Here is a 25401-nt window from a genome sequence, read left to right on the forward strand (position 1 = left end):
CTCCCCGCTCTGTCCATCGAGAAAACTTTATATTTTAGCGACTCGATCTCGGCGACCAACTCGGCTGGCTCTGCGCCCCTTCCATTCGAGTCAACCGCCGTGTTCCCTCACCATTCACCACCATCACCCAGATGGCGCTTGGGCCTTCTCGAGTCGAACTGAAGGCAATGAGCCGTCCGTCGGGAGACCAGGTTGGGCTTTCGTTGGAACCTTCCCCATGGGTCAAAGCTCGCAGACCCGATCCATCAGGACGTATGATAAAGATGTTATGCGTGCCGCCGGCCATTCCGGAAAAGGCAATCCAATCCCCCTTGGGGGACCAAGCCGGGGATGTGTTGTACTTGCCTTCGTAAGTGAGACGCCTCTTGTTGCCGCTGGTCACATCCAGAACATAGATCTGAGGATTTCCCGATTCATTGGACACGTAGGCCAACTTCGATCCGTCGGGAGACCACGACGGGGAGACTTCGATGGCCCAGCTGCCCACCAGTTTTTGCAGAATGGATCCCTGAGTGTCGATGAGAAAAATATCCGGATTGCCATCCTTGGACAGGGTTGCGGCAAGGCGGCCCCCGGTCGGATGCCATGCCGGCGTGATGTTGATCCCCGGATACCCGATCACAGCCCGCCGAGACCCCGAGAAAACCTTGGCTACAAAAATCTTCGGCTGTCCTTCCAGGTAGCTCACAAAAGCCAGCTGGGTTCCGTCAGGGCTCCATGCCGGAGACAGGGCAATGGTGCCATCGCGAGTGATGGGCGTGAGGTTTCGGCCGTCCACATCCATCACATAAATCTCTTTGACACCTTTTTCGGCCTGGACGAACGCGATACGCGTATCAAAGATGCCGGGTTCTCCGGTGAGCACAGCGATGATTTCGTTGGCGATGCGATGAGCCACCGCAACGGCATCGGACACCCTGGCCTCGTAGGCCTTTCCCAAAACCATCTTTTGCGAGATCACATCAAAGAGTCGAAATTCCACATTCAGGCTTCCGCCTCGCACTTCGTAAAGGCCTCGCGCGAGGAACTCGGCCCCCAAGGCCTTCCAGGTATCAAAGCGAATTTCCGAGGGTAAAACTCCCATCTGCTGCGGAGATTCCAGAAACCCCGCAGGATCCAGCACTTTGAAATAGCCGGAAAAATCCAAATCGTCAGCGATCACATCCGCCATCTCATGCGCCAGAGATGGCTCCTCACTCCCTTGCGCTTTAAAGTCCGGAACCGCAATGGGCAGCTTGACAAAACCAGGCTGCGTGATGTCGATGTAGACCCGTTCGGCGGCCCATGCGGTGGACACCGAAAGGCAGAAGCAGGCTGCCCACACTCCCAAAAGGAGCATCCACAAAGGCCATCCTCTGTGCACTCTTTTCTCGCTTCCTTTCTTTAAGTGAGGCTTCACACCACGTCTTCCGGTCGAAAACGCACGCCGATTTCGTCTCGAGGTGGGCTGTAGATGTCCGGAAATTTGGGCAACGGATCCGCCTTTTGAATGGCTCGAAGCACGGAGTCGTCAAAAAGCTGGTTGCCGGACTTTTTTTCAAACTGCATCTTTTCGATCTTGCCATCCCGGCGCACCACAATGATCACCACGGCTTCCAAGCCCTGCATCTTGACGAGGGATTGGGGAAGCACCCACTGTCTCTTAATGGCCGCCCAGACTTCCGTATAGTACAAACGCCGCGCCAAGGCCAGTTGGTCCTCGGAGCCTTCTGAACCCGAGGGTCCTGAAAAGCCCTTGGCCGCACCGCCCGTGCCGGAACCCTTCGGGGCAGATTCCTTGGCTTCGGAAGGCGAGGTTGATCCTCCAGCCGCCTGCTTGTTCGGCAGCCCTTCGGGCACGGCCGGCGCCTTGGGTCGTTGCGCCTTTTCCTTGGGCAAAAGTTGCTCCACGCTCTTGTCAATGGACGGCTTGATCACAGGCTCTAGGCTCGGGCCGGCCGTCGCCTCCAGCTTTTCCACTTGAGCGTCGGAAACCTTGAAACCGTCCGCAAGGCGCTTCACGGGCACCACGGGGACTGGCACAGCCGCTTTTTGCGGCGCGCTGGAGGGGGCTTTGGGAGCCTTGACCGGAGTCGGAAGCCCAGTGCCACCGCCGACCGAATCCAGCCCCACTTCCCCAACGCTCACGAGTTTTACGGCGTAAAAGGGCATTACCACTGGCTTTCGCGGAAGCACATGGGGCAAAAAAACCACCACGAAGATCATGACCGCATGCACGGCAAGGGAAATCGCCATGCCAAAGAGCACGTCTCGACGGTGAAGACGCAAGCGATCGAAAGCGTCTGCAGCCATCATCACAATTTATCCGCCCGGTGCTTTATCGCGCCTCTCCCCCGACTCCGTCACCATGCCGATCTGATCGATGCCTGCCTGTCGTATGGTGCCCATGACTTCCATGACAAAGCCGTAGGGAAGAGAAGCGTCGGCCCTCAGAAAAACCCCTTGCTTGCCCCCTTTGTTTCGATAAATGGCACTCAGTTTGGGCCCAAGGGTGTCCATGTCCACGGCGTACTCGTTGATATAGACTTTTCTTTGGGCATCCACTGTGACCACCAACCTTTCCTCTTCCGAAGGGATGGCGGGCGCTTCCACATTGGGCAGATCCACATCGACACCCTGCATCATCATGGGCGCCGTCACCATGAAGATGATCAGCAACACCAGCATCACGTCCACAAAAGGCGTCACGTTGATCTCGGACATGAGCTGTCGAGAAGGGCCTTGGACTTTCATGAAGGCAACTCTCAGCGTGAGGTGCGCACAACGGCCGGGGACTCCTCGACTACTTCCTTGGCCTGGGCGGCGGATCGCCGCATCCATTCACGCTTGAGCACGGTGTAGAGATCCCCTGCGAAGTATTGCATCTGCCCCTGAATCGCCTGAATACGGTTCATGAAGTAGTTAAAGAAAATGACGGCGGGAATGGCCGCAAAAAGCCCGATGGCCGTAGCCACCAGCGCTTCGGAAATGCCTGGCGCCACCACGGCGAGATTGGCCGCCCCTTTCAACCCGATGTGATGAAAGGAGGTCATGATGCCCCAGACGGTGCCGAAGAGCCCGATGAACGGAGCCGTATTGCCCGTAGTGGCCAACAGGGAAAGAAAGCGCTCCAACCGCCGAACTTCCAAGAGCATGGCCCCTTCCATGGCCTTTTCCACCGTGCTCAGCGCCTCCTCGCCATTCCACGCGGCCGGTTCGGCCGAACCCAAAGACTCCAGAAATTTCGTCACCCGCCCCCATTCGGTGTAGCCGGCCCGAAAAACTTGGGCCAAGTAACTATCGCTCAGCGCCTGGCTTTCTCGATACAATAACCCGAAGTTTTTTTTCTTCCGGTACAGTTCGTAAAAGTCTTCCGATTGCCTTTCGGCGCGACGAAACACCTTGAATTTCACCAGCACCACACCCCAACAGGCCAGGGACATGATCACCAGAGTCAGCAGCACCAGCTTGACCATGGGGCCGGCGTTCCAAATCATGTCCGCCACGCCGTTGCTGACGCCGGCCTTCGGAGCCGCCAACGCCACCGTTACCAACATGGGCGAAAACACAGTCGTCACAACCATGGAAACTACGCTCACTTTCTGTCGCCATCACTCCAGGGACAGTCCCAAGGCCGAAACCATAGCCGGCAGAGCTTGTCCTGCCGGCATGGGAACGTGAAGATTGGTATGTATGGATGTCAGATCCGTCACGTTCGGATTGACCTCGATGACAAACGCTCCTCGGTCCTTGGCCATGAGAGGCAAATGAGAAGCCGGGGCCACGGTGGCTGATGTCCCGACCACCAAAAGCACATCACAGCGCTCCATCATGTGCATCGCTTGAAGGTAAGCCGCCCGCGGAATGTCTTCTCCAAAAAAAACAAAATTGGGCCGCATGGGCCCGCCGCAGACGCATCGCGGAGGCACGTCCTGCACCTTGAGCGCCTCCCGCGGCACTTCCCGCCCACACCAATCACATCGAGCACTTCTCCCATGGCCGTGAAACTCTACCACATGACGGCTGCCCGCCCTCTGATGCAAGCTGTCCACGTTTTGCGTGATCACCCCTTTGAGGAAGCCTTCTCGTTCAAGCGTCGCCAGGGCGTAATGGGCTGCGTTGGGCGCCGCATCGATGAGCATATGCTCCATGTCTATCAGCATGCGCCAGACCTTGCCGGGGTTGGCGCGAAAGGAGCGAATATCCCCATACTCCATAGGATCGTACTTGGACCACAAACCGCCCGGACTTCGAAAGTCGGGAATGCCGCTTTCTACGGAAATGCCAGCCCCCGTAAGCGCCACAGCCCAGGAACTCGCCTGGATTCGCTTGGCCGCCTCTTCAATGACCGATGGCCACATACCCTTTACCTTTGAGCCACCCCACGGTAAAACATCTCATCAATAGAGCCATCGTAATGGTGTTCTTCCAGCATTGTCAAGGATCCCCGTGAAGCCTCAGCGTTCGATGCGGAGCCTCTGACCGACTCGAATCATTGTCCCCTTGAGGCCGTTCCATCGCTTGATGTCCGAAATGGAAACATTGTAACGATCCGCTATGCGATGCAAGGTTTCTCCCCTTTTGACCTTATGAATGACCACCTGCGGCACCTTACACGAGGCCAAAAAGGATTCCAGCCCCTGTTCCAGAGCTTTGCCGTGACCTTCCGGCACACGCACACGATGGGTTCCCGGAGGAATGTTCCTGGTGGTGAAGGCGGGATTGAGCCGCTTAAATTCCCTGTAGGTGATGCCGGCTTTCTCAGCCAAAGCCACGATGGGAACCGTATATCGCGTGTTGAGGGTGACCACATCCACGCGCTCCGGAGGATAGCCCGCTCCGGGTGGCAAGGCATATCCGTACCTTTGGGGATTGGAAAACACGGCCTTGATGGCCAGAATACGGAACACATAGCGTTCTGTTTCCAGAGGGAGCTTCAGTTGATAGTAGTCGCTCACCCCCTGAAGGGCCATCTCGTCGGAGACCCGCTTTTCGCCGCAGTTGTAGGCCGCGATGGCCAAAGTCCAATTGTTGAAACGCCGGTAAAGGTCGGCCAGATACCGAAGCGCACTGTCCGTGGCCATTTCAAAATCGTAGCGCTGATCCAGCTGAGGGCTTTGATCCAGCCCATAACGAGAACCCGTGGACGGAATGAACTGCCACATGCCGACCGCTCCCGCGGGGGAGACGGCGCCGTGCCGCAGATCGCTTTCCGCCACCGCCACATATTTTAGATCTTCGGGAAGCCCTCGCCGGCGTAGTTCCTCTTCAAACCACGGAAAGAACCGCTCCGCCCTTTTCAGCCAAAGATAGACCTGGGCGTGCGAATACACGACGATAGTGAATTCCTGATCAAACCGTTCCAGCACATCACGGTTGCCCAAGGGCACGGGTTCGCCGCACAGGTCCATGTTGGCAGGAGGTGCCACGTATGGCGCCATGAAGGCCGTAGGCTCAGATGACGTGGAGGGTTGGACAGGCGGAGCCGTCACACCCGCCTTCGGTTCCTGAGCTTGCTTGGTCGCAAAGCCCGAACAGGAAAAGGCCACCAGGCTCATCATTGCCGTGAGCACAATACGCCAACGCATGGCACGCCTCCTTGAGACCAACCGTTCTAACGCATGAGTTCCAGTTCACTGAAAAAAAACGCGATCTCCTTGGCCGCCGTTTCCGGTTTGTCAGAACCATGCACCGTGTTCTTTTCCACATCCAGCCCGTACTCTTTGCGAATGGTTCCCTCGGCGGCCTGCGCCGGATTGGTGTCGCCCATAATGTCCCGGTTGCGCTGAATGGCATTGGGGCCTTCCAGGACCATGACCACCACGGGTCCCGAAGACATATAGGAAGTGAGGCTGTCAAAAAAAGGCCGGTCCTTGTGCATGGCATAAAACGCTTCCGCTTCCTTCTTGCTGAGCCACAGCCGTTTCATGCCCGCGATGCGAAATCCTTCGCTCTCAAAGCGCCCCACGATGGTGCCCACCAGATTCCTTTGCACACCGTCCGGTTTGATGATCGACAATGTCCTTTCCATCCTTTCATGCCCTCCTTCGCTTTGAACTTTCTCCACATGGCCAGCACGGGGAAGGGGCACACCTAAGCCACGCTTCGGAAGCCCTCTCCTCCGGCTCTCTGGCCGCACCATCATCGTCCTGGCTATTTGTCCCACAAAGGATCACTCGCTTCACGCAGCGTCCGGCCATCATCCTGGGGGGATGCTTCCCCACAAAAGAGGGCCCGAAACCAAAACTCTGCAAGAAGTTCTGGACTCCCGTTTGCACGGGAGTGACGATCTGGCGCCCTTCCTGGCCCTTGATGATGAGTCTAGACTCCAGCTTGCGCAAGGGCGAGGGCGTGGGAAATTCTCGGTAGGCTTCCAAGAGGCTTTTTCATAATCACCGTTTCCCCACTCCGAGCAGTTCGCGAGCCCCTCGCCTTGAGTGAATGGGTTTCCCACTCCTTGTGAGCCTTTTCCCCTGGGAGCTAGGGCGCTTCGCTGGCCCTTTGTGAAGGTTGAAGAGTCTTGCTTCTGGAAGAATCCTCCCATGGACTCCGCGCTTAGGCGCCTCGCCAAGCATTTGTCTGAGAACAACCTGCGGTTTCAGCCTGCAGAAAACGCCGTTCCCGCAGGGTACCCTTTGGGACAGGCTCCTAGTGCTTTGCCCACAAGGAAATGTCAAGGAGAATCCATGGAGTTTTCGCGCCCCGCGATCGATCTTCGTCTTGGCCACGACATCAGACACCGAACGGCGGGGCGACGGGATCGGCCCAAGGCTCAAGCCTCAGCGCTTATGACATTGGCCACACATGACAGGCAGGTTACGCCCCTCACGGGCGTGCAGGCGTTCATGACACGACATGCATTGTTCATGGAAAGCCCTTTGAAGAGGCACAGGGTTGGAAACGGAGGAATGGCCATGGCAGTCGGCGCACTTCTGGCCTTCACTGCCCTTGTTGGCACCGTAGGCATCGTAGTCGTGATGACACAGGGTACACTCCACGAGCTGAGCATGCCTTTCGTGGGGAAAGGAAACGGGCGACCGCTTCAGCCCTTTGGGGTCGTCGCCTTTTAAGACCATCACCTCGTCCTGGCACCACGCCCACGTCCCCAAAAATACCGCGATACAGCACACCACAAGGATTCGAACACTGCGTTTCATGAAACCTCCTGCCGTCTATGCCATGAGGACCCCGCTTTTTCAAGATGGCCTTATGGTGAACCCCATGCTCAAACACATTGTCTAAGTCATCTTTCGCTTTCGTTTTTTGGCCCGGACGTGTTCCTCAACTTTTTCCAGAGCCAGCCGTTGCTTTGGAGAAGTCACAATGGAAACCTGACAGGGAGCGCGCAGGGACACCTCCTGAGCATTTTGCCCAAGATGAGGCTTTTCCAGATCCAAAGGCGCTTTTGCATCATGGATGGTGTACGGGCCGAGGACAATCAGGTCCACCTTTTCTTTGCGCGCGAACCGGCAAATTTCCACCCAGGGAATGCCCGCCCGCACTTCGACCCGCACATTGCGCGGATCTTCCCGTTCAATGCGAATCAAGTAGTATTCTCGAAGTTTTTTCTTTAGTTTTTCAATGACTTCAGGTCCTGCCCAGGTTTCCCCGTCTTCGGTGATCACGTGCCCCGAATACCTGTGCCGGGACTCCAGCACATGGAGGATGATCAGTTCCGCCTCGGACCGTTCCGCAAGATCCAACGCCGCGGCAAAGGCGTAATCCGAACTGGCATAGAGATCGGCGCAAAAGAGTATCTTTCGATACATACCTCATCCTCCCTTCGTCCCTGGTTCCCCATGCCCGGACCTTGCCCCTTGGATCACCACGGCCCGGCCGTTTCATTCCACAAAGCTTTACCCAATGCCCTGCCAGGCTGTCCCGTTATGCTCCATTGGCAGGGGGCACGGGGCTCGTCGCGACACACGCCGCAGCACGGCGCCGCGCCCCGAGGCCCTTGCCCGAAACGAAACGCTCAACCCGCCGACACGTCATACTCGAACAAGCTGCCAGGGCTTGAGCGGGCAAGAGCTTTCTTAGTGCTAGCTCCCCACGGCTTGGACTTGCCTAGGTTTGCTCTTCGTCGCCTCCATTGTCTTCGGGTTGAAATTTTTCCGGAACCACCATGAGTTCGCAGATGATTTCCTTGAGCGACATGACCTTAACGCCCAATTGATATTCCTTGTTAAGGTCACTGATTTGGTCGAAGCAGTTGTGGCAGGGAGTAATGACGATCTTGGCCCCCGTAGCGCGAATCTGTTCGGCTTTCACACGCCCCGACGCCATGCGGCGCGCCTTGTATTCCGGCCCCATGGGAATGTAACCACCTCCGCCGCCGCAGCAGTGGTTATGGTCCCGATTGGGATGCATGTCGCGAAAATCTTCGGCCAGAAACTGCACCAGCTTGCGTCCCTCTTCCCACAGGCCTCCGTTGCGTGACACGTTGCACGGATCTTGATAGGTTACAGGTTCTTTCAATCGCTTGGCCGGATCGATGCGAAGGCGGCCGTCTCGAATATATTCGTAGAACAACTGCACCGAATGCACGATGGGTACCGGAGGCTTTCCATCAGGGTAGCCTGCCAGATAAGGGCCTTCAAAGAGGGCCGAACGGTAAGCGTGGCCGCATTCGGTAATGAGAATGGCCTGCACGCCCAGTTCCACCGCCTTTTCATACATCGTGCGCACCACCTGGCCGGCCAAGGCGCGATCGCCCGCAAACATGGGCAAATTGGTGCAGTCCCACCCCGTGGACGGCATGGTCCAGTCCTCTTCGGCCACGGTAAGAATCTTGGCGGCCATGGCCAAATCCTGAGGATAAAACATGGGTTCTCGAGGGTTGACCGTATACATGTACTTGGCCCCTTTTTTGTCGATGGGAATGGTCACCCCCTTGATTTCATCTTGGCTCTCCTCCGCCATCCACTCGCAGGTGTCCACAAAGTCTTCGGTGCTCATGCCCATTTGGTTGCCCGTTTTGCGATAGTTGACCACGGCTCGAGCCAATCCCTGGGGCGTGATGCCCTGGGAGTAGAGAATGGTTCGCGTGGTGGCAATGAGGGTGGCCACATCGATGCCAAAGGGACAATACATGGAGCAGCGCTTGCACGTCGTGCATTCACCCCAGACAATGTCGGCGCATCGATGCAGAAAATCCCAATCCACATGGCCTCGACGCTGATAGAGTTCGCCCAGGGTGGCCTTGAACTTGTACGCCGGGCTCAGTCGAGGGTTGCGGTTATGGGCCAAATAGAAAAAGCAGCTTTCCGCACACAGGCCGCATCGCGAACAAATGCTGAGCCAGGTGCGAATGCGCGCTCCATTGTTGGCTTCCAGGATCTGCTGAATCTTTTTCACGTCCACCGGATGAACTTCAACGTTTCCAGGTTCCACAGCCGCCGCTTGATGGCTCATTTTTTTCACTCCACCCTCTTCAAACCGTCCCGTCTTACCACGCCCTCGCGCCGCGCCGAGCTCCCATCTCAAAGCCAATAAAGGCGCGAGTGAAGAAAAACAGCACCATGTGCCCCAGCTTGGTGAATGGAATAAGGACAAGAAGAATCTCTCCCGAAAGGACATGGAGAACCATCATCACCTCATAGGGTCCCCATTGGCGGTAGGCCAAAAAACCGGTGACAAAGGGCGCCAGCGTAAGCGTCAACAAGGTAAAGTCCCACGCTGTGGTCAAAATCCGCACCTCCGGGCGCACCAGCCGCCGAATTCCCAGAAAGAGGCCGCAGGCCAAGACTACCATCGTGAGCCCGTCCGCCCACGCATCGCTCATGGACCACAAGCTCACCCCAAAAGCCCGGTCCCACAAAAGGTTATGCGCGGAAAGGAAAAGAGGCACGGCCAGCAGCCCCACATGAAACACAATAAAGACGGCGCTGAACACAGGCTGCAAGCGCATGGAAGCACTTCCCCAAGGAAGAAGCCAATGGACGATGGACTTGAACGCCCAGCGCCAGTCCATGTGGTTATAAAACACGCGATCCCGTTCGCGGCTGAGCCCATAGAGAAAGGCCAGCCGCACCCCAAGACCTCCCAGAAAAACGACGAACGTCACCCACAGCGCCGGTCCCGTCAAAAACGCATACCACGTCTGCATGCCCCATCCCCTGCCGTCTTCTGAGTTCCCAATTGGTGATCAATGCCTGGACGATCTCACCAGCATCGGCCCCTTGAAATTCCCCAAGACGCCCTTCGATCTCAAGCCCATGGACAAGAATGTTAAAAACCTGGTAGGCTACTGCTGCTTTTGCCTGCACCGCTCATTCGATCGGCACAACATTAACGGCCTCCATGAGGACGGTCAAGACTGCCCGCTTATTTTGTGCATTTCTGAACGCCATTCATGACAGGAGGAAAACATGGCACGAGACCTAGGGGATCCCTTGGAAGAAGTGCGAAGCTTCATGAAAAGCCGTGTGATCCTGACCGCATCCCAATTGGATCTCTTCACCCTTTTGGACCAAACCCCTGTCTCGGCGCAAACGCTGGCTCAGACCACGGGAACGGACCTTCGCGCGCTAACCCGCCTTCTGGATTGCCTGGTCACGTTTGATTACCTGACAAAAGCCAACGGCATCTATGCCCTGACGGACAAGGGAGCTCAGTTCTCGTCAAAGAACCCCGAGTCCGTGTTACCCATGGTGCTCCACCTCGCCCATATCTGGCACAACTGGCATCATTTGACGGAAACAGTTCGCCAAGGATCAAACCCGCATCGTCAGTCTGTTGTCCATTCGGGTCCCGAGGCGTTGGCGGCCTTCATCGGGGCCATGCATGTGGTGGGAAAAAACCTTGCGCGAGACATTGCGGCCTCTTTGAATCTTTCGCCCTTCAAACAGCTTCTGGACATCGGCGGCGCCTCGGGCACTTACACCATCGCCTTCTTGGAACGAAACCCATCTCTTCGGGCCGTGCTCTTTGATCTTCCCGAGGTTCTTCCCATGGCTCAAGAACGCCTTCACGCGCACAATCTTCTAGACCGTGTACGCCTGGTCGCCGGAGATTTCTACGTGGATCCCTTGCCAACAGGGTGCGATCTGGTGCTTCTTTCGGCCATCATTCATCAAAACAGCCCCGAACAAAACGTGGCTTTGTATCGAAAAATTCGCGATGTTTTGGAACCCGGCGGCTGTCTTCTCATTCGAGACCATATCATGGAACCTGATCGAATCCATCCGCCTGCGGGGGCGCTCTTTGCCATCAACATGCTGGTCAATACCGAAGGGGGAGACACGTACACTTTTGAAGAGACAAAGGCGGCCCTTCATGAGGCGGGTTTCCGCAACGTGGCCTTCGTGCGCAAAGGTCTGCAGATGGATTGCCTCGTTCAGGCTTTCGTCTAGCAGCGCCCCTGGAAAAGGCTTCGCCGACAAGTCGAGGCAATGGCGGATTTTGGGCATTGACGAAAAGAGTCTAAAAAGGCATAAGAAAGGCGAGGTATGCCAGGCGAAAGCCACCCAGCCTCACGGCAGGGTGGCTTTTCTTTTTTATGGCAAAAACTTCAACACCTGGGAGCGTGTTCGATAGCGTCTTATTTGGCCGGGGAAGCCCCTTGGGGCGTCCCGTTGAAGGGACCGCGTCCTCGAGGTCTGTGGTATGTGCACACAGTCTGAAGGCCGTCCCTTCAAAAACGCAGGCTCGGACTTTCCTGTTTCCGCCGAAACGCCCACCGTGCCCATTGTCGGGCTCGCTTTTGAAGGTAAGGTGTGCCTTATGCGCCTCGTCCTCATCGACAATTATGATTCTTTTACCTTCAATCTCTACCAACTGTTTTGCGAATTTGAGGGCGTGGAGGTCCTGGTCTATCGCCACGACGCCATTTCGGTGGCCACCATCGCCTCCTTGTCCCCGCACTGGATCGTCATCAGCCCCGGCCCGCGATCTCCGGCCCATTCCGGCATCAGCAAGGCTGTGGTGCGAACCTTCGCAGAGCATGTCCCCATTCTGGGCGTGTGTCTCGGCATGCAAGTAATCAATGAAGTTTACGGCGGATCCACGCTTCGCGCGCCCGTGCCCGTGCACGGCAAGTGCTCATGGGTGCATCACACAGGCGTCGGGCTCTTTAAAGGGCTGCCTTCACCCTTTCGCGTCGCCCGGTACCATTCTCTACAATGCCGCGTCACTTCCCGGGATCTTGAAGAAACCGCGTGGGCCGAAGACGGCGTGGTGATGGCTTTGCAACATAAAAATCTTCCCGTGTGGGGCGTGCAATTTCATCCGGAATCTTTTCTATCCGAATACGGTCTGGAAGTGGCCGCACGCTTTCTGGCATCCCATCAGGCATTTTCCCCTTCCCTATGCGCAGAAAGTTCTTCAGAGACTCGATTCCCTCGATGGGTGCAAGCGACGGGCCACAATCTCCAACCCGTTCTCGGCACTCCATGGAGGCAACAAGGCATGCGCTATGAGCTTCACTCATCAAAACCCTCGGGACGCTCCACGCTCCTTTTTCGTGACCAGGAAACCTTAAGGCGTCCAATCGTGACGAACCCATAGCGTGAGGGAGTTGGTCTATGGCTATGGATGACGCGGTGCGGGGAGCGGTGCAACGGGTACGGCTTTCAAAGGTCTTTCGCCGAGAAACCGATGCCTCGTTTTTGGAAAAGGTCGCCCCTTTAATGCGAACCTCGTACGGCGCGGTGTTTCTTAGCGGCACCGAGTTGGACTGCGCCCGCCATTCCTTGGCGTTCTGGAATCCATTGTTCATCCTTCGCTCCAAAGGTCTGCAGGTCTCGCTCACGACAGCTCACGGCACCGTCACCGAAGGCCTACATCCTCTGGAAGCTCTGGACAGGCTCCTTGAAGCCACTCGCCCGTCTGTCCCCTTGCTGGTGGAACCCTTTTCCGGCGGCCTTGTGGGTTACCTTTCCTACGAACTGAAAAACGTGTTGGAAGTTCTTCCTCAAACCGCCACCGACGACTTGAATCTTCCCGAAAGCCTTTTTTTTCTTCCTAAGGACATCATGGTTTTTGACCGCCTGACGGGAGAAACTGTGCATATGACCTTGGAAACAAAGGGTCTGACGCCCGTGGCACCATCCCCGACGCAAGAGGTTCTGGAGAGATCGTCTACTTCCGCTCAAAGCGGCAATCTTCGAAGTGATTTTTCTCGTGAAGCGTACATGGACGCGGTCGCCACGATTCGCCGCTACATTCGGAACGGGGATGTCTACCAGGTGAACCTCTCCCAAAGATTTTCCGCATCGTTCGGCGGCAATCCCTGGTTTCTCTGGACGCGGCTCTTTTACCAAAACCCCGCGCCCTTTTACGCCTATCTGCACCTTCCAGGCCACCACATCCTTTCCACATCCATGGAACGCTTTGTGTGCCGGCGCGGCGACACCATCGAGACACGTCCCATCAAAGGAACACGCCCTCGGGGTGCCACGGCATACGAGGATCGCGCCATGCGGGAAGACTTGCTCACGAACCCCAAAGATGATGCAGAACTGTCTATGATTGTGGATTTGCTGCGCAATGACCTCGGCCGCGTTTGCCAACCACGCTCCATTGTGGTTGCCGAGCATAAGCGGCTGGAGGGTTACGCCAACGTGTGGCACCTGGTGTCCGTCATCACTGGAAAACTGAACCCCGGCGTTTCGCCGGGGCAGATTTTTCGAGCCACCTTTCCCGGCGGGTCCATCACGGGGTGTCCCAAGATTCGCGCCATGGAAATCATCGACGAACTGGAACACCACGTGCGCCATGTATATACGGGATCCATAGGTTACGTGGGTTGGCATGACACCATGGACATGAACATCGCCATTCGAACGGCCATCCTTAAGGACGACCGCCTCTATTTCTCTGTAGGCGGCGGCGTAGTCTATGATTCCGATGAAAGCGCCGAATACGAGGAAACACTTCACAAGGGCCGCACCCTATTTCAGGTGATAGAACGGCTTCAGGAAGAGGAGGCGTGCCAGTGAGCGGCCAAGGGGCCTCGAACACAAGTCGCATCGTATGGTGGAACGGTCACTTTGCGCCCGAAGAAAACGTTCGAATCTCTCCCTTAGACCGAGGCTTTCTCTTTGGAGACGGCCTCTTTGAAACCCTTCGCGCCAACGACGGACGGCCACTTTACGTCGCCGATCATCTGAAGCGCCTTAGCGACGCCGCGCGGTGCCTTCGCCTTTTCGGCCTTGGAGAGGACAGCACCCCTTGGCTGTTTTCCGAGGCGCCTTCGATCTGGCACGAACGCATCGCTGCTCTTCTTAAACAGAACGGACTGAACCGTGGGCCAGCTCGCGTGAAGATCGTTGTCAGTCGAGGTATCGTGTCAGAATTGGGGCTGCCTCAACCTTCCGCGCCCACGCGGCTTATCCTAGCGGAACCCTACACGCCGCCATCCGAGCAAGACTATGCCCGCGGATGGACGCTCCACTCTTTGCGCAACGGCTGGACACCTCCCACGGCGTCCATGAAGAGCCTAAGTTACTTGTTTTACTTAGGGGCACGGCAGGTCGCCGCCGACGCGGGCTGTGACGAATCCCTTATTTACGACAAGGACGGCCGCATCGCCGAAACGGCCACGGGTTCTCTTTTGTTCTTGAGCGAAAGCCGGTGTGTGGTTGCCGCAAGCCCTCATCGCCTCAAAGGCACGGCGGAAACGCGCGTGGCGACTCTGCTTCGCGAAGACGGCTGGACAATAGAAGAAAGAAACCTTTCAAAAGACGACCTGGACCAATTTGACGCCATTTGGATGACCAATGCTCTCGTGGGCATCATGCCCATCCGCGCCGTGGACGGCAGACCCCTGCCTCGCCTTTTTCGCTACCGCGCCGCCCACTATCGCGATCTCTTCTTTCGCCGCGGCGTCGAACAACCTGAGCTCCCGGAATATGAGGATTAACGACTCCACGGAACTGGGACTCGACACCGTAAGTAACCCCTTACGGTTGTTCGAGGCCTTTCATTCCCTCGGCTCGGCTGCGGGGGACATCTCGAGAAGCGGCGAGGGATGAGGGATTCACATACGGTGGGCGTCAGTCTGTGGGTCCTGTGTTGTCACGCCGGGGCATGATCCATCTCGTGCAGCATGCGTCGCAGCGCCTCGCGCCAGTGATCTGGACGACGGGGCCACAGAGCCCACGCGCTGTGCTTATCCAAAACGCTGTAAGATGGGCGCCGAGCCGGCGTGGGGTATTCTTCGGTGCGAATGGGGCGCACCCACACGCGTTTTCCCCGTTTGGTTCGTGTTTCCTCTTCCACGGCCACAGCAAAATCATACCACGAGGCAACGCCGGCATCGGTAAAGTGGTAGATGCCTGCCGGCACCGGTTCTTTTTGCAAAAACGCCCATAGGAAATCGGCCAAATTGGCCGCCCACGTGGGCGTCCCAACCTGGTCACTCACCACGTGCACCTCGTCCCGTTCATCAAAGAGCCGCAGCATGGTCTTGACGAAATTGGCTCCGTGGCTGGAATAAAGCCAAGCCGTACGCACGATGGTGCATCGGTCTTTAAGAACGTCCAAGGCCACTTTTTCCCCGGCCAGTTTGCTGGCCCCGTAGACGCCCAGAGGATTTGGGAGGTCGCTGGGCCTAATGGGTCTGGAAAGCGTGCCATCGAAAACGAAATCCGTGGACACGTGCACGAGGTGCGCCCCCTGCTGGGCACAGGCTTCGGCCAGGAGGCGTACGGCATCACGATTGACCGCGTAGGCCGCTTCGGCCTCCTGTTCCGCTCGATCCACGGCGGTATAGGCGGCGGCATTGATGACCACGTGAGGACGAGTTCGCGCAAAAAGTCGTGCCACCTGGTCTGGTTGCGTGATGTTCACTTCCGGAAGGTCAACCCCCACCAGGCGCACGGATGCCGGACACGATCGTTCCAATTCCCACCCCAGCTGGCCCAGAATGCCTGTCACCACCACCGTTTTCATGGGAAAGAAACCTCCCGAGGTTCTCTCAAACGGGCTTCAGTCGAAAAGGTCCGCCTGAGCCAGGGGCATCCCTTGTGCATCCTTTGAAGACAGAGCGGGCATGTCTCCTTTCTTAAGGGGCCAGGCGATGTTCAGTTGGGCATCGTTCCATAGCACACAGCGTTCGTGTTCCGGGGAATAGTAGTCCGTGGTCTTGTAGCACACTTCGGCCCACGGTGATAAAGCCAAGAACCCATGGGCAAAACCCTTGGGAATGTAAAGCTGCCTTTTGTTTTCCGCCGACAAATGCACTCCCACCCACCGACCGAACGTGGGCGAAGATCGACGCAGGTCCACGGCCACATCAAAAATTTCGCCCACCACAACCCGCACCAGCTTGCCCTGAGCTCGAGGCGGAATTTGATAGTGGAGGCCGCGCAGCACACCGCGGCGGGACCGCGAATGATTGTCCTGCACGAAATCTTCGACAAGCCCCAGGATCTCAAACGTTTTTCGATTATAGCTTTCAAAGAAAAAGCCTCGTTCGTCTTCAAAGACCCTGGGTTCGAACACAAGGACGTCGGGAATGGCCGTGGGAACGCGTCGCATGGAGGATCTCTGTATCATGAGGTTGACATCAGAGAGTGCCATCAGCCTTGAGACGCTTCGCGCACCAAGGCTTCCACACGCTCTCGGTTGGCTTTCAACTTCCCCAGTTTTTCCCCGAGCCGTTCCGCCTTTTCCTTTTCCTTGGCCACCACTTCGGCAGGAGCTCGCCGCAGAAAGTCTTCATTGGCCAGCTTTTTTCGCGTCCCTTCCAGTTCCTTTTGAATCTTGCCGATTTCCTTTTCCAACCGCTTGGCTTCGCTGTTGTAGTCCAGAACGCCTTCGAGGATCACATAGGCTTCCACGCCAGAAGAGACGGTTCCTGCCGCCAGCCGAGGCTTGGGTAACTCTTCCTGGAGCCCGACGGTCAGGGAGTTCAATCGAGCAAGATCCACGAGCATCTGTCGGTTGGTTTCCAAAAGATTCTTTTCCGCCGCCCCGGCACAAAGGCACACGGCCTTCAGGCGCACGCCCGGGGCGATGTTCATTTCGCCGCGAATGTTGCGCAGGCCCGTGATGACATCCTTGAGCAGTGCCATGTCCCTTTCCGCGTCCGGATCCATCCGCCACGGTTCTTTGGCCGGAAATGCCGCTTCCGTGAGACTCTGCGCCGATCCCGAAAGCCTTTGGTACAGTTCTTCCGTAACAAAAGGCATGACCGGATGGAGCAGGATCAGAAGGTTTTTCAACAGCGTCGCGGCAATGCTTTGCGCCAGCTTTTTGGCTTCGGGGTCTTCACCGTACAGGTCAGGTTTGATAACTTCTAGGTACCAGTCACAGTATTCATGCCAGAAGAACTGATAGAGGCTCTGGGCATACTGGTCGAAATGGTAATTTTCCAAGGCCGTTTCCACATCGTGAAGGACCGACTGGAATCGGCTGAGGATCCATCGATGCGCCAGCCGGTTGGGCCGCTCCGGAAGACGCTCCAAAAGGGTAGCCCCTTCGATGTTCATGAGCACGAGCCGTGAGGCGTTCCAGATCTTATTAACGAAATGCCGATAGCCTTCAATGCGTTCCTCGGAAAGCTTAATGTCCCTGCCTTGTGCGGCAAAGGCGGTGAGCGTGAAGCGCAGTGCGTCCGTGCCGTATCGGTCCATCATGACCAAAGGGTCGATAACGTTTCCCTTGGATTTACTCATCTTTTGGCCCTGAGCGTCCCGAACCAGGGCGTGTACGTAGACGTCACGAAACGGCACATCCTTCATGAAGTGAAGGCCCATCATCATCATGCGGGCCACCCAGAAAAAGAGAATGTCAAAACCGGTGACCAACACAGACGTGGGATAAAACTTTTGCAGTTCCGGAGTCTTTTCGGGCCATCCCATGGTGGTGAAAGGCCACAGGGCCGAACTGAACCAGGTGTCCAACACATCGTTGTCCTGGTGCAGTTGGGTCCCCCCGCAGTGATGGCACGCTGCCGGGTCTTCCACGGCCACTGTAACCCCTTGGCAGTCCGCGCAGTACCAGGCCGGAATGCGATGCCCCCACCAAATCTGGCGGCTGATGCACCAGTCTTCAATGTTTTCAAGCCACTGAAAATAGTCTTTTTCCCACTTTTCCGGAATGATGCGCGTTCGGCCATCGCGAACCGCAGCCATGGCCTCATCGGCCAAAGGCCGAGTCCTAACGAACCATTGCAGCGACAACATGGGTTCAACGGTGCTCTTGCACCGATAACAATGCCCGACGCGGTGCCTATGATCCTGCACTGCCACCAGGTAACCGCCCTTTTTCAGGTCGGCCACCACCTTCTTTCGGCATTCGTAGCGGTCCAGTCCCTGGTACCGGCCGGCTTCGGCCGTCATGATGCCGTCTTCGCCGATAACGCGCTTGAGTTCCAGGCCATGTTTTTGACCGATGTCAAAATCATTGAAATCATGGCCAGGCGTGATCTTGAGGGCGCCCGTGCCAAATTCTCGATCCACGTAGGGGTCAGCGATGACGGGAATGGGCCGCTGCATTAAAGGCAAGATGACCGTTTTCCCGATCACATGCTGATACCGAGGATCTTCCGGATGCACGGCCACAGCTGTGTCCCCCAGCATGGTTTCGGGTCGCGTGGTGGCCACCGTGACGGCGCCGAATCCATCCGCCAAGGGGTACCGAATGTGATAAAGGCGTCCCTCGGTTTCTTCCCCTTCCACCTCAATGTTGGCCAAAGCCGTCATGCATCGAGGACACCAATTGATCATGCGGTGGCCTCGGTAAATGAGCCCTTCTTCGTAGAGCTGCACAAATACTAACCGTACGGCTCGAGACAAACCCTCGTCCATGGTGAAACGTTCCCGAGTCCAGTCGCAACTGGCCCCCAAACGTTTCAGCTGACGAATGATATAGCCCCCATAGGTCTGCTTCCACTCCCAGACCTTTTCCAGGAACTTTTCCCGACCCAAATCGTGCCGGCTCAGGCCTTCTTTCGCGATCTGGCGTTCCACCACGTTTTGGGTGGCGATTCCGGCATGGTCCGTGCCGGGAACCCACAGGACTTCAAAACCCCGCTGCCTCTTGTAACGGCACAAAATGTCTTGGAGTGTGTTGTTGAGCGCATGGCCCATGTGAAGCTGCCCGGTGACGTTGGGCGGTGGAATGACGATGCTGAACGGAGGTTTGGACGCTTGCGGATCGGCCCGAAAATTCTGATTTTCCACCCATGCCTGAACCCAGCGGGCCTCTATTTCGTGGAATTCATACGCCTTAGGTAAAGGCTCGTGACTCATCAAGAGAATCCCTCCTCCTTTGCGTCGCCAATCGCTCTCAGCCTAATGTCTTGATCAGCCGCTCCATCTCTTCTTGCAACACCCTGCGCACTACAATGGGAAGCTGCTCCTGGACCGCCTTTTGCACCATGATCTGCAGCCTCTTTTCCAGGACTTCTACCATCGGCTGGAACATAGCCGGTCGTTCTTCCATGGCTTTCTCCTCGGCAGGTTCTGTGAATGTCAAGGGGGGGCGATCCACAGCGTTGGACGCGAGGTCCACCGCCTCCTTGGGTACGGCAACCTCGCCCTCAAAGCCCTTGTCCGCGAGACTCTCCGCCGCAACGTCAACGTCCACGCGTTCTTCCTTGGGCGCGGCCGCAAGTACCTCTTTTTCAATGGGCTCGAATTCTTGTAGAGTTTCTTCTCTGACGGCGGCATCCTTGATCATGGCGTCCAGTTCCTCATCGGAATCCCACAGTTCCGTCTCCACCGGCTTCGGTGCCTCCGCCTCTTCGACCTCCTCCAGCAGTTCCTCTTGCTCCGCTAAATCCGCCACAAGATCCTCGTCCCGAAGCGCTTTCTCACCCTCCCGGTCCTCGGCGAGCAAAGGTTCGGGTTTCCGTTCCAATGTCTCTTGGGGTTCAGAAAGTTCTTCGTCGAAAAGCTCTTCATCCAAGGGTTCGCGGGGAATGTCCGCACCCTGTCTTGAAGGGGCCAGCTCAACGGTCACTTCTTCTTCATCAAGAAGGGGCTCTTCAACCTCAGGCTCATCTAAGCCTACTTCTAGGTCGTCCAGATCCGAAAGGCCGTCATCCAGATCGGGCAGGTCGGTGAGGCCGTTTTCTTCCTCACCCACCACCTCGTCCAGTTCCAGGATCTCGTCGTCCTCATCACCCGATGACGGGTCCATCCCATCAAATTCCTTGAACAGGTCGCCAATTTCATCAGGCGCGTCGCCACGGCGAACCTTGGTGTCATCCTGTTTCTTGGGATTTGTCATGGCCCCTCCTTGTGCTCGAGCCTCGCTGCCAAGCCTGCACCGTTGTGCGGATGTCACGGCGTCGGTGCCCCCGTCGAGGTTCGTCTAAATATCTTAAGACGGTTAGCACGGTAAAAAATTGAGTGTCAAGGGATTCACCGGCCTGTCTCCCGTCGTGCCTTTCGCCCCCATGCCCACTCCTATCTACAGGGATCCGTTGGCCTCTTTTACAGGCGCATCCATGGACGTGGAAGAAAAATCTTCTTGTACAGGTCCAAAGCATACCGATCGGTCATGCCGGCAATGTAATCGCAAACCTGCTGAGCCCGCGACACTCTCGGGTCTCGCGGTCCCACCTCGCGCCGAAACAGGTCCTTGTCTTTTAGAAGCACCGTGTAAAGATCTTCAAGAATCTTCTGAACCCTTTGAAATTCCTGACGAATGGTTTCCAGTTCATAGACCCGCTCAAAAAGAAAAGCGCGAAGATCTTCCACAAGCCCCAAAATCGGCTCGCTCATGCGAATCTCTTTCAAGCCGCTCGCCGCACTAGCCGTAATCACATCGTCGACCAACGTGTGAATCCTTTGAGCGTGCGAGTCCCCTAGCCGACAACGGATGGGCTCGGGAAGATCCTGGGGCGACAACACGCGGGCTCGAATGGCGTCGTCCAGGTCGTGATTAACGTAGGCCACGATGTCGGCTACGCGCACCACCTGACCTTCCAGGGTCACAGGCCTTTTAGCGGGCTCCGTCAGTATGGGATGCGTTTTTCCCTTGGAATGTTTGAGTATGCCGTCGCGCACTTCAAAGGTGAGATTGAGACCTCGGCCTCCCTTTTCCAGGCAATCCACCACGCGAAGACTTTGCTCGTGATGCCGAAAGCCATCTGGGTGCAGCTGGCTGAGCACGCGTTCGCCGCCATGGCCAAAGGGAGTGTGTCCCAGGTCATGGCCCAGGGCCACGGCTTCGATAAGATCTTCATTCAGAGCGAGGGCTCGGCCGATGGTTCGCGCAATTTGCGACACTTCCAGCGTATGGGTCAAGCGCGTGCGGTAGTGATCTCCTGAGGGCGAAAGAAACACCTGCGTCTTGTGTTTGAGCCGCCGAAACGCTTTAGAATGCACAATGCGGTCTCGATCCCGCTGATAGGCCGTGCGCAGGGGGCATTCCGGGTCATCGGGCCGCTGACGTCCTTGACTGGCCACGCTCTTCTGTGCCTGAGGCGCCAGCACTTGAAACTCCCTGGCTTCCAACCACTGGCGCACGGTGGCAAAATCGCTTCGGGCCGTCTTTTCCCCTTTGGGCATTGACCACCTCATGGGCTTTGAGTAATGAGGGCGGTGCAGAATCTGTGGCCTTCACTCACGGCCTTGAACCTTTCGGTGTGGGGCGCTTGGCGAAACATGGGCTGGACACTTTATCGATACCTGATGCTGGACCAACTGATTCCGGCGTCCCTGTGCTTTCTCGGCCTACTTATGATCCTCGTCACAGGTCGCCTCATGCAGTTTCTCAAATATTTGACCGCCGCTTCCGTTTCCGCGACGGACATTCTCATCGTCATGGCCCTGGCCCTGCCTAAGTTGGCTCTGTACGCCCTGCCCATGGCCAGCCTCATGGGCACCGTTCTGGCCTTTGTGCGCCTCAGCGCCGACAACGAAATCATTGCCATGCGCAGCGCCGGCATCAGCTTTCGCCAGATGGCTCCGGCCGTTCTCACCCTGGCGCTGGCCTTGACCGCCGTGTCCTTTTACACGTCCGTGCGGCTTCTGCCAACCGCCAATCGGGAACTTAAGAGCGCTTTAAGGTCCCTCAGCCGAGCCGTCATTCCGGCTCTATTGCAGGAAGGGCGGTTTATCGACACGCTGCCGAACATGGTCTTCTTTTTCCAACACGTGGACACCTCGGCGAGCACCGTGCGCGGCGTACTTATTCACGACGCTCGCAATCCACAGACTCGGGTGACCATCACGGCGCGAGAAGCCGTGATTCGCGAACGGTCGGAGGGCAACAACGAAGTGGTGCTGCACATGCAAGATGGCATGTTGTCTCGCATGGGCAGGGACCTCAAGACCAGCCAAATCATCACGTTTCAAAGTTACGACCTGGTGCTATCCCTGGACGCGCTCTTGGGCTCGGGCAAAGAGGTCTCCTGGAAACGAGGGGAAATGAGCTTGGCCGAGCTGCGTACAGCCCTGGCGCAAACTCAGGATCGACGCTATGCGCTGGAATGGCACAAGCGCCTGGCTTTGCCCTTTGCCTGTCTGGTCTTGGGCATGGCCGCCGCTCCTTTTGGGGTGCTCTTTGCCCAAGGGCGCCGCATGACCGGCATCACCCTGAGCATCGCCCTGTTCCTGGCCTATTATCTGCTTTTGTCCGCCGGCAATGCGCTCGGGGAACAACGCCTGGTTCCGGCCGCCTTTGGCATATGGATGCCCAACGCGGTGACCGCCTCTGTGGCCACGTCCCTCTGGGTGAAAGCTCATCGCCAATGAAGATCCTGACGCGCTACGTGCTCAAGCACTTTTTTTGGGTTTTCGGCATCGCTCTCTTTGGTTTTGGGGGCATCTACGTCGTGGTGGATTTTTTCGAAAAGCTTGACGACATTCTCGAAAAGAAAGCCGCCGCTATGGATGCCGTACTCTATTTTGCCTACAAGGTGCCGGCCATTTTGGCTCAAGGCATTCCCATCGCCGCCCTTCTGGCCACGCTCATCGGGTTGGGGATTCTGCAAAGAAACCGAGAAATTATGGCTCTTCGGGCCGCAGGGCTTCGAGCCTGGGCCTACGCCGGCCCCATGGTGCTGGCTTCCCTCACCCTGGTCGTCGTGACTTTCATGGCCGGGGAAACGCTCGGCCGCTCCCTCAATCGCAAGGCCGCCGACCTTTGGCAGGAAAAAATAGAAAAAAAGGACGTGCAGCTGGGCTTTTTGCAGGAAAACGTTTGGTACCATAGCCAGGATTACTTCTTGCAAGCCCGCACCTACGACGCCGCGACCAAGGTTTTTCAAGGGGTTTCGATCTACGAGCTGGATGAGCAGTTTCGTCTGCGCCGGCGCCTGGATGCACAGCGTCTGATCTGGGCAGAATCTTCATGGCGGGCCGAAAAGGGCACCGTGCTGGCCTATAAAGGGGGAATGGCCCAACACCAAGCTTTTGAACATATGGACATGGCCTTGGCATTGCACCCAAAGGATTTGGCCGTGGCGGCGGCGCTTCCGGAAGAGCTTCGCTGGGATCTGCTCTACGGCTACACGAAAAAGCTCGGTGCCGAAGGCTACAATACCGTGCCCTATCGCGTGGAACTGCACATGCGGGTCGCCACAGCCTTTGCCACCCTGATTCTGGGCCTCATCGGCGTCAGCCTTGGCCTTCACCTGGGGCATCGCGGCGGCATTGCGTTGGGCATCGCCCTAGGCTTGGGACTCACCTTTGCCTACCTGGTCCTTTTGCAAATAGGGGCATCCTTTGCCCGATCGGAAATACTCCCCGTCGCTTTGGGCGTCTGGATGCCCAATGGTCTGTTTGCCGCCATCGGCGCCGCCTTGTGGGTGCGCGCGCCGCAGTAGCGCTCGATCCCCAGAGGGGGGGGCGCTTTTAGCCGGGCAGATGGGTTTCCAGCGCCATGGCGATTTTTTTCTTGAGCTCAGTCAGGTCAAAGCTTTTCACCACGTAGTAATCGGCGGCAATGGATTTGGAATCTTCCTTGAAGGTGTCGTACGCGGTGGAAAGAATCACCGGCAGATCGTAGAACCGGCTACGAATATCCTGCAAAAGGTCCAAGCCGTCGTAGTCCACCATTTTGATGTCCAAAATCACCAGGTCAGGCTTTTCCTCCTCGATCCGCTCCAGCAGCTTGTAGCCACTGTCCGCCGTGATGACTTCGTAGCCAGCATCCCGAAGCTCCTCCGAATAGAGCAGCCGAATGTGCTCTTCGTCATCGACCACCAAAATTTTCGCCATGGGATTCCTCCTGCCGCAAGCGAACGCGCCGTTCAGGCCCGGCGCTCTGAGTCATGAAGGCCATCTTTCCAGCAGGTACGGCTTGGATTCTTCAAAGATGGCACAGGTCTGCTCCACGTACTCTTCGGCCTGCTGCACGGACAGGCGTTCCGTGCGTTTGACAAAAGCCACCACCTTTCCGAGATAAAGCGGCACCAGGGAATCCAGTAACCGCTCGCGCTCTTGGACCGTTAAACCCCGGTAAGCGCAGGCCGCATCAAACAAGAGAGCCGCCCAGGTTTGGCTGGGAAAGCTGAACTGTTCATAAGGCATGCGCCGTATTTCCTCCAGCTTGTTCATGGTCATGGGATCGAAGATTTGGCGCCACAGCGCTTCGTTTTCCTGAAACCCTTCAAGAAAACGCTGATACAGGCGCGGTGCATTGATTTCCACTAGGGGCGGTGTGTCCATTTCTAGACCATCCGAGTTGAACAACGCCGTCGGCTTGCTCCACTTGACCCGCTTCCAGAACTCCGCATAAGCTTCCATCTGGTCAAACAGGGCGGACAATGCGTGGGGGAACCGGTAGGGCAATTGAGCGAAAGGATCCTTGGCGCGATGTTTCTTAGGAGAGCCGATGATGGTTTGCCAGACGGGAAGGCGCGAGGTGAGGGCCACGCCGGCCATCCACACGTCAATGCCTCGGCCCTCCACGGCTTCCGACCACGCCGAAGCCTTGAGGAAAATGTCCGCCATGTCTCCGCGAAAAGCGCAGTCTCCGGCATCGGGCTGCCGCACGCGACGGCCGTACAGGCATCGAAGCATGGGATAAACGATGGCGGACGTGACCGTGCTTTCATATTTGTGCCGCATGTAAAGCGGCGTCACATAGGCCGCCCCTCGAAAAATGGGCTCGATGAACATGGGCACCCACATGGGAGTGAGGTTGGTGATGTCCGCTTCCAGAATGAGAACGGCATGCGGGGCAAGGGATGCAACTTTCTCAAAAAGCATGCGAATGTTGGCCCCTTTGCCGCGCCGATGAGGTTCTGTGGAGAGATAGAGGCGCGGGACATCCGTGGCTGCCTGAAAGAACACATCCCGCGTGCCGTCCACCGAAGCGTTGTCGCAGTTGATGATGACCGAGGACCGGTCGGCATAGTGCTCTCGAAGGCCTCGCCCCACGATTTCCACGGCCCGCCCGATAAAAGCCGCTTCGTTATACGTGGGAATGGCCACCACGATCTCCGCCTGTTGCACACCTTGAGGGTTTTCTTCCACGGCGATCATTGTACGCTCCGATGCCTTGACGTCTTCTTCG

General features: G+C 57.0%; 24 protein-coding genes. 6 read left to right on the top strand and 18 right to left on the bottom strand.

Annotation, left to right across the window (positions count from 1 at the left end):
* Positions 1 to 34: 34 nt before the first annotated feature.
* The 11 genes from tolB to tmcC form a co-directional block, all read right to left on the bottom strand.
* On the bottom strand, positions 35 to 1363 hold the full coding sequence (tolB, locus tag EDC27_RS03305; protein ID WP_148045668.1) for a Tol-Pal system beta propeller repeat protein TolB: 1329 nt from the start codon (positions 1361 to 1363) through the stop codon (positions 35 to 37).
* A gap of 32 nt (positions 1364 to 1395) precedes the next feature.
* Complete coding sequence (locus EDC27_RS03310; protein ID WP_123289206.1) at positions 1396 to 2295, bottom strand: cell envelope integrity protein TolA; 900 nt, start codon at positions 2293 to 2295, stop codon at positions 1396 to 1398.
* Positions 2296 to 2301: 6 nt separating this feature from the next.
* Positions 2302 to 2703, bottom strand: a complete 402-nt coding sequence (gene tolR / locus EDC27_RS03315) for a protein TolR (RefSeq protein WP_245994232.1) — start codon at positions 2701 to 2703, stop codon at positions 2302 to 2304.
* 41 nt (positions 2704 to 2744) lie between these two features.
* Positions 2745 to 3563 (bottom strand): protein TolQ, encoded by an 819-nt coding sequence (tolQ, locus tag EDC27_RS03320; protein WP_123289208.1) that lies wholly within the window; start codon positions 3561 to 3563, stop codon positions 2745 to 2747.
* Positions 3564 to 3590: 27 nt separating this feature from the next.
* Positions 3591 to 4340, bottom strand: a complete 750-nt coding sequence (locus EDC27_RS03325) for an SIR2 family NAD-dependent protein deacylase (protein WP_123289209.1) — start codon at positions 4338 to 4340, stop codon at positions 3591 to 3593.
* 96 nt (positions 4341 to 4436) lie between these two features.
* The gene (locus EDC27_RS03330; protein ID WP_123289210.1) at positions 4437 to 5567 is read right to left on the bottom strand and encodes a lytic transglycosylase domain-containing protein; all 1131 of its coding nucleotides are present in this window, start codon (positions 5565 to 5567) and stop codon (positions 4437 to 4439) included.
* A gap of 26 nt (positions 5568 to 5593) precedes the next feature.
* Positions 5594 to 6010 (bottom strand): nucleoside-diphosphate kinase, encoded by a 417-nt coding sequence (gene ndk, locus EDC27_RS03335; protein ID WP_123289655.1) that lies wholly within the window; start codon positions 6008 to 6010, stop codon positions 5594 to 5596.
* Between the two features lie 748 nt (positions 6011 to 6758).
* Positions 6759 to 7136, bottom strand: coding sequence for a cytochrome c3 family protein (locus tag EDC27_RS03340; RefSeq protein ID WP_123289211.1), 378 nt, complete (start codon positions 7134 to 7136; stop codon positions 6759 to 6761).
* 81 nt (positions 7137 to 7217) lie between these two features.
* The gene (locus tag EDC27_RS03345) at positions 7218 to 7748 is read right to left on the bottom strand and encodes a universal stress protein (RefSeq protein WP_123289212.1); all 531 of its coding nucleotides are present in this window, start codon (positions 7746 to 7748) and stop codon (positions 7218 to 7220) included.
* A 298-nt stretch (positions 7749 to 8046) separates the two neighbouring features.
* Complete coding sequence (locus EDC27_RS03350) at positions 8047 to 9393, bottom strand: (Fe-S)-binding protein (protein ID WP_123289656.1); 1347 nt, start codon at positions 9391 to 9393, stop codon at positions 8047 to 8049.
* Positions 9394 to 9427: 34 nt separating this feature from the next.
* Positions 9428 to 10087, bottom strand: a complete 660-nt coding sequence (gene tmcC, locus EDC27_RS03355; protein WP_123289213.1) for a TmcC family electron transfer complex membrane anchor subunit — start codon at positions 10085 to 10087, stop codon at positions 9428 to 9430.
* Between the two features lie 262 nt (positions 10088 to 10349).
* On the opposite strand from tmcC, the gene EDC27_RS03365 reads away from it, so the two are divergent.
* The 4 genes from EDC27_RS03365 (at position 10350) to EDC27_RS03380 (ending at position 14842) form a co-directional block, all read left to right on the top strand.
* The gene (locus EDC27_RS03365) at positions 10350 to 11333 is read left to right on the top strand and encodes a methyltransferase (RefSeq protein WP_123289215.1); all 984 of its coding nucleotides are present in this window, start codon (positions 10350 to 10352) and stop codon (positions 11331 to 11333) included.
* A gap of 253 nt (positions 11334 to 11586) precedes the next feature.
* Positions 11587 to 12486, top strand: coding sequence for an anthranilate synthase component II (locus EDC27_RS03370; RefSeq protein ID WP_245994237.1), 900 nt, complete (start codon positions 11587 to 11589; stop codon positions 12484 to 12486).
* Positions 12487 to 12503: 17 nt separating this feature from the next.
* Positions 12504 to 13919, top strand: coding sequence for an aminodeoxychorismate synthase component I (pabB, locus tag EDC27_RS03375; RefSeq protein ID WP_123289216.1), 1416 nt, complete (start codon positions 12504 to 12506; stop codon positions 13917 to 13919).
* A complete protein-coding gene (locus EDC27_RS03380; protein ID WP_170161548.1) occupies positions 13916 to 14842 on the top strand; it encodes an aminotransferase class IV in 927 nt (308 codons plus the stop codon). Before pabB ends, EDC27_RS03380 begins: the two co-directional genes overlap by 4 nt.
* Before the next feature lie 155 nt (positions 14843 to 14997).
* Here the strand turns inward: EDC27_RS03380 and rfbD are convergent, their stop codons facing one another.
* From rfbD to EDC27_RS03405, 5 genes are all read right to left on the bottom strand, one after another.
* Complete coding sequence (gene rfbD / locus EDC27_RS03385; RefSeq protein ID WP_123289218.1) at positions 14998 to 15873, bottom strand: dTDP-4-dehydrorhamnose reductase; 876 nt, start codon at positions 15871 to 15873, stop codon at positions 14998 to 15000.
* Positions 15874 to 15909: 36 nt separating this feature from the next.
* Entirely contained in the window at positions 15910 to 16461 is a 552-nt protein-coding gene (gene rfbC / locus EDC27_RS03390; protein WP_123289658.1) for a dTDP-4-dehydrorhamnose 3,5-epimerase, read from the bottom strand.
* Between the two features lie 41 nt (positions 16462 to 16502).
* A complete protein-coding gene (locus tag EDC27_RS03395; protein ID WP_123289219.1) occupies positions 16503 to 19178 on the bottom strand; it encodes a valine--tRNA ligase in 2676 nt (891 codons plus the stop codon).
* Positions 19179 to 19215: 37 nt separating this feature from the next.
* Positions 19216 to 20160 carry a hypothetical protein gene (locus EDC27_RS03400; protein ID WP_123289220.1) on the bottom strand — a complete coding sequence of 315 codons (945 nt, stop codon included), beginning with the start codon at positions 20158 to 20160 and terminating at the stop codon, positions 19216 to 19218.
* Positions 20161 to 20366: 206 nt separating this feature from the next.
* Entirely contained in the window at positions 20367 to 21446 is a 1080-nt protein-coding gene (locus EDC27_RS03405) for a deoxyguanosinetriphosphate triphosphohydrolase (protein ID WP_123289221.1), read from the bottom strand.
* Positions 21447 to 21479: 33 nt separating this feature from the next.
* On the opposite strand from EDC27_RS03405, the gene EDC27_RS03410 reads away from it, so the two are divergent.
* Both EDC27_RS03410 and lptG read left to right on the top strand, forming a co-directional pair.
* Positions 21480 to 22634, top strand: coding sequence for an LptF/LptG family permease (locus EDC27_RS03410; RefSeq protein ID WP_170161549.1), 1155 nt, complete (start codon positions 21480 to 21482; stop codon positions 22632 to 22634).
* Positions 22631 to 23707, top strand: coding sequence for an LPS export ABC transporter permease LptG (gene lptG, locus EDC27_RS03415; protein WP_170161550.1), 1077 nt, complete (start codon positions 22631 to 22633; stop codon positions 23705 to 23707). Before EDC27_RS03410 ends, lptG begins: the two co-directional genes overlap by 4 nt.
* A 28-nt stretch (positions 23708 to 23735) precedes the next feature.
* Here the strand turns inward: lptG and EDC27_RS03420 are convergent, their stop codons facing one another.
* Positions 23736 to 24101: a response regulator gene (locus EDC27_RS03420; RefSeq protein WP_123289224.1), complete on the bottom strand. Its 366-nt coding sequence runs from the start codon at positions 24099 to 24101 to the stop codon at positions 23736 to 23738.
* 51 nt (positions 24102 to 24152) lie between these two features.
* Entirely contained in the window at positions 24153 to 25370 is a 1218-nt protein-coding gene (locus EDC27_RS03425; protein WP_123289225.1) for a glycosyltransferase, read from the bottom strand.
* Between the last annotated feature and the right edge of the window lie 31 nt (positions 25371 to 25401).

The organism is Desulfosoma caldarium, from assembly GCF_003751385.1.
Lineage (GTDB): Bacteria > Desulfobacterota > Syntrophobacteria > Syntrophobacterales > DSM-9756 > Desulfosoma > Desulfosoma caldarium.

Excerpts from the sequence above, each read along its gene's own strand:
- EDC27_RS03310 (WP_123289206.1), bottom strand. The coding sequence starts at position 2,295 with ATGATGGCTGCAGACGCTTTCGATCGCTTGCGTCTTCACCGTCGAGAC.
- tolR (WP_245994232.1), bottom strand. The coding sequence starts at position 2,703 with ATGTCCGAGATCAACGTGACGCCTTTTGTGGACGTGATGCTGGTGTTG.
- tolQ (WP_123289208.1), bottom strand. The coding sequence starts at position 3,563 with ATGGTTGTGACGACTGTGTTTTCGCCCATGTTGGTAACGGTGGCGTTG.
- EDC27_RS03325 (WP_123289209.1), bottom strand. The coding sequence starts at position 4,340 with ATGTGGCCATCGGTCATTGAAGAGGCGGCCAAGCGAATCCAGGCGAGT.
- EDC27_RS03330 (WP_123289210.1), bottom strand. The coding sequence starts at position 5,567 with ATGCGTTGGCGTATTGTGCTCACGGCAATGATGAGCCTGGTGGCCTTT.
- ndk (WP_123289655.1), bottom strand. The coding sequence starts at position 6,010 with ATGGAAAGGACATTGTCGATCATCAAACCGGACGGTGTGCAAAGGAAT.
- EDC27_RS03340 (WP_123289211.1), bottom strand. The coding sequence starts at position 7,136 with ATGAAACGCAGTGTTCGAATCCTTGTGGTGTGCTGTATCGCGGTATTT.
- EDC27_RS03345 (WP_123289212.1), bottom strand. The coding sequence starts at position 7,748 with ATGTATCGAAAGATACTCTTTTGCGCCGATCTCTATGCCAGTTCGGAT.
- EDC27_RS03350 (WP_123289656.1), bottom strand. The coding sequence starts at position 9,393 with ATGAGCCATCAAGCGGCGGCTGTGGAACCTGGAAACGTTGAAGTTCAT.
- tmcC (WP_123289213.1), bottom strand. The coding sequence starts at position 10,087 with ATGCAGACGTGGTATGCGTTTTTGACGGGACCGGCGCTGTGGGTGACG.
- EDC27_RS03365 (WP_123289215.1), top strand. The coding sequence starts at position 10,350 with ATGGCACGAGACCTAGGGGATCCCTTGGAAGAAGTGCGAAGCTTCATG.
- EDC27_RS03370 (WP_245994237.1), top strand. The coding sequence starts at position 11,587 with ATGTGCACACAGTCTGAAGGCCGTCCCTTCAAAAACGCAGGCTCGGAC.
- pabB (WP_123289216.1), top strand. The coding sequence starts at position 12,504 with ATGGCTATGGATGACGCGGTGCGGGGAGCGGTGCAACGGGTACGGCTT.
- rfbD (WP_123289218.1), bottom strand. The coding sequence starts at position 15,873 with ATGAAAACGGTGGTGGTGACAGGCATTCTGGGCCAGCTGGGGTGGGAA.
- rfbC (WP_123289658.1), bottom strand. The coding sequence starts at position 16,461 with ATGCGACGCGTTCCCACGGCCATTCCCGACGTCCTTGTGTTCGAACCC.
- EDC27_RS03395 (WP_123289219.1), bottom strand. The coding sequence starts at position 19,178 with ATGAGTCACGAGCCTTTACCTAAGGCGTATGAATTCCACGAAATAGAG.
- EDC27_RS03400 (WP_123289220.1), bottom strand. The coding sequence starts at position 20,160 with ATGACAAATCCCAAGAAACAGGATGACACCAAGGTTCGCCGTGGCGAC.
- EDC27_RS03405 (WP_123289221.1), bottom strand. The coding sequence starts at position 21,446 with ATGCCCAAAGGGGAAAAGACGGCCCGAAGCGATTTTGCCACCGTGCGC.
- lptG (WP_170161550.1), top strand. The coding sequence starts at position 22,631 with ATGAAGATCCTGACGCGCTACGTGCTCAAGCACTTTTTTTGGGTTTTC.
- EDC27_RS03420 (WP_123289224.1), bottom strand. The coding sequence starts at position 24,101 with ATGGCGAAAATTTTGGTGGTCGATGACGAAGAGCACATTCGGCTGCTC.
- EDC27_RS03425 (WP_123289225.1), bottom strand. The coding sequence starts at position 25,370 with ATGATCGCCGTGGAAGAAAACCCTCAAGGTGTGCAACAGGCGGAGATC.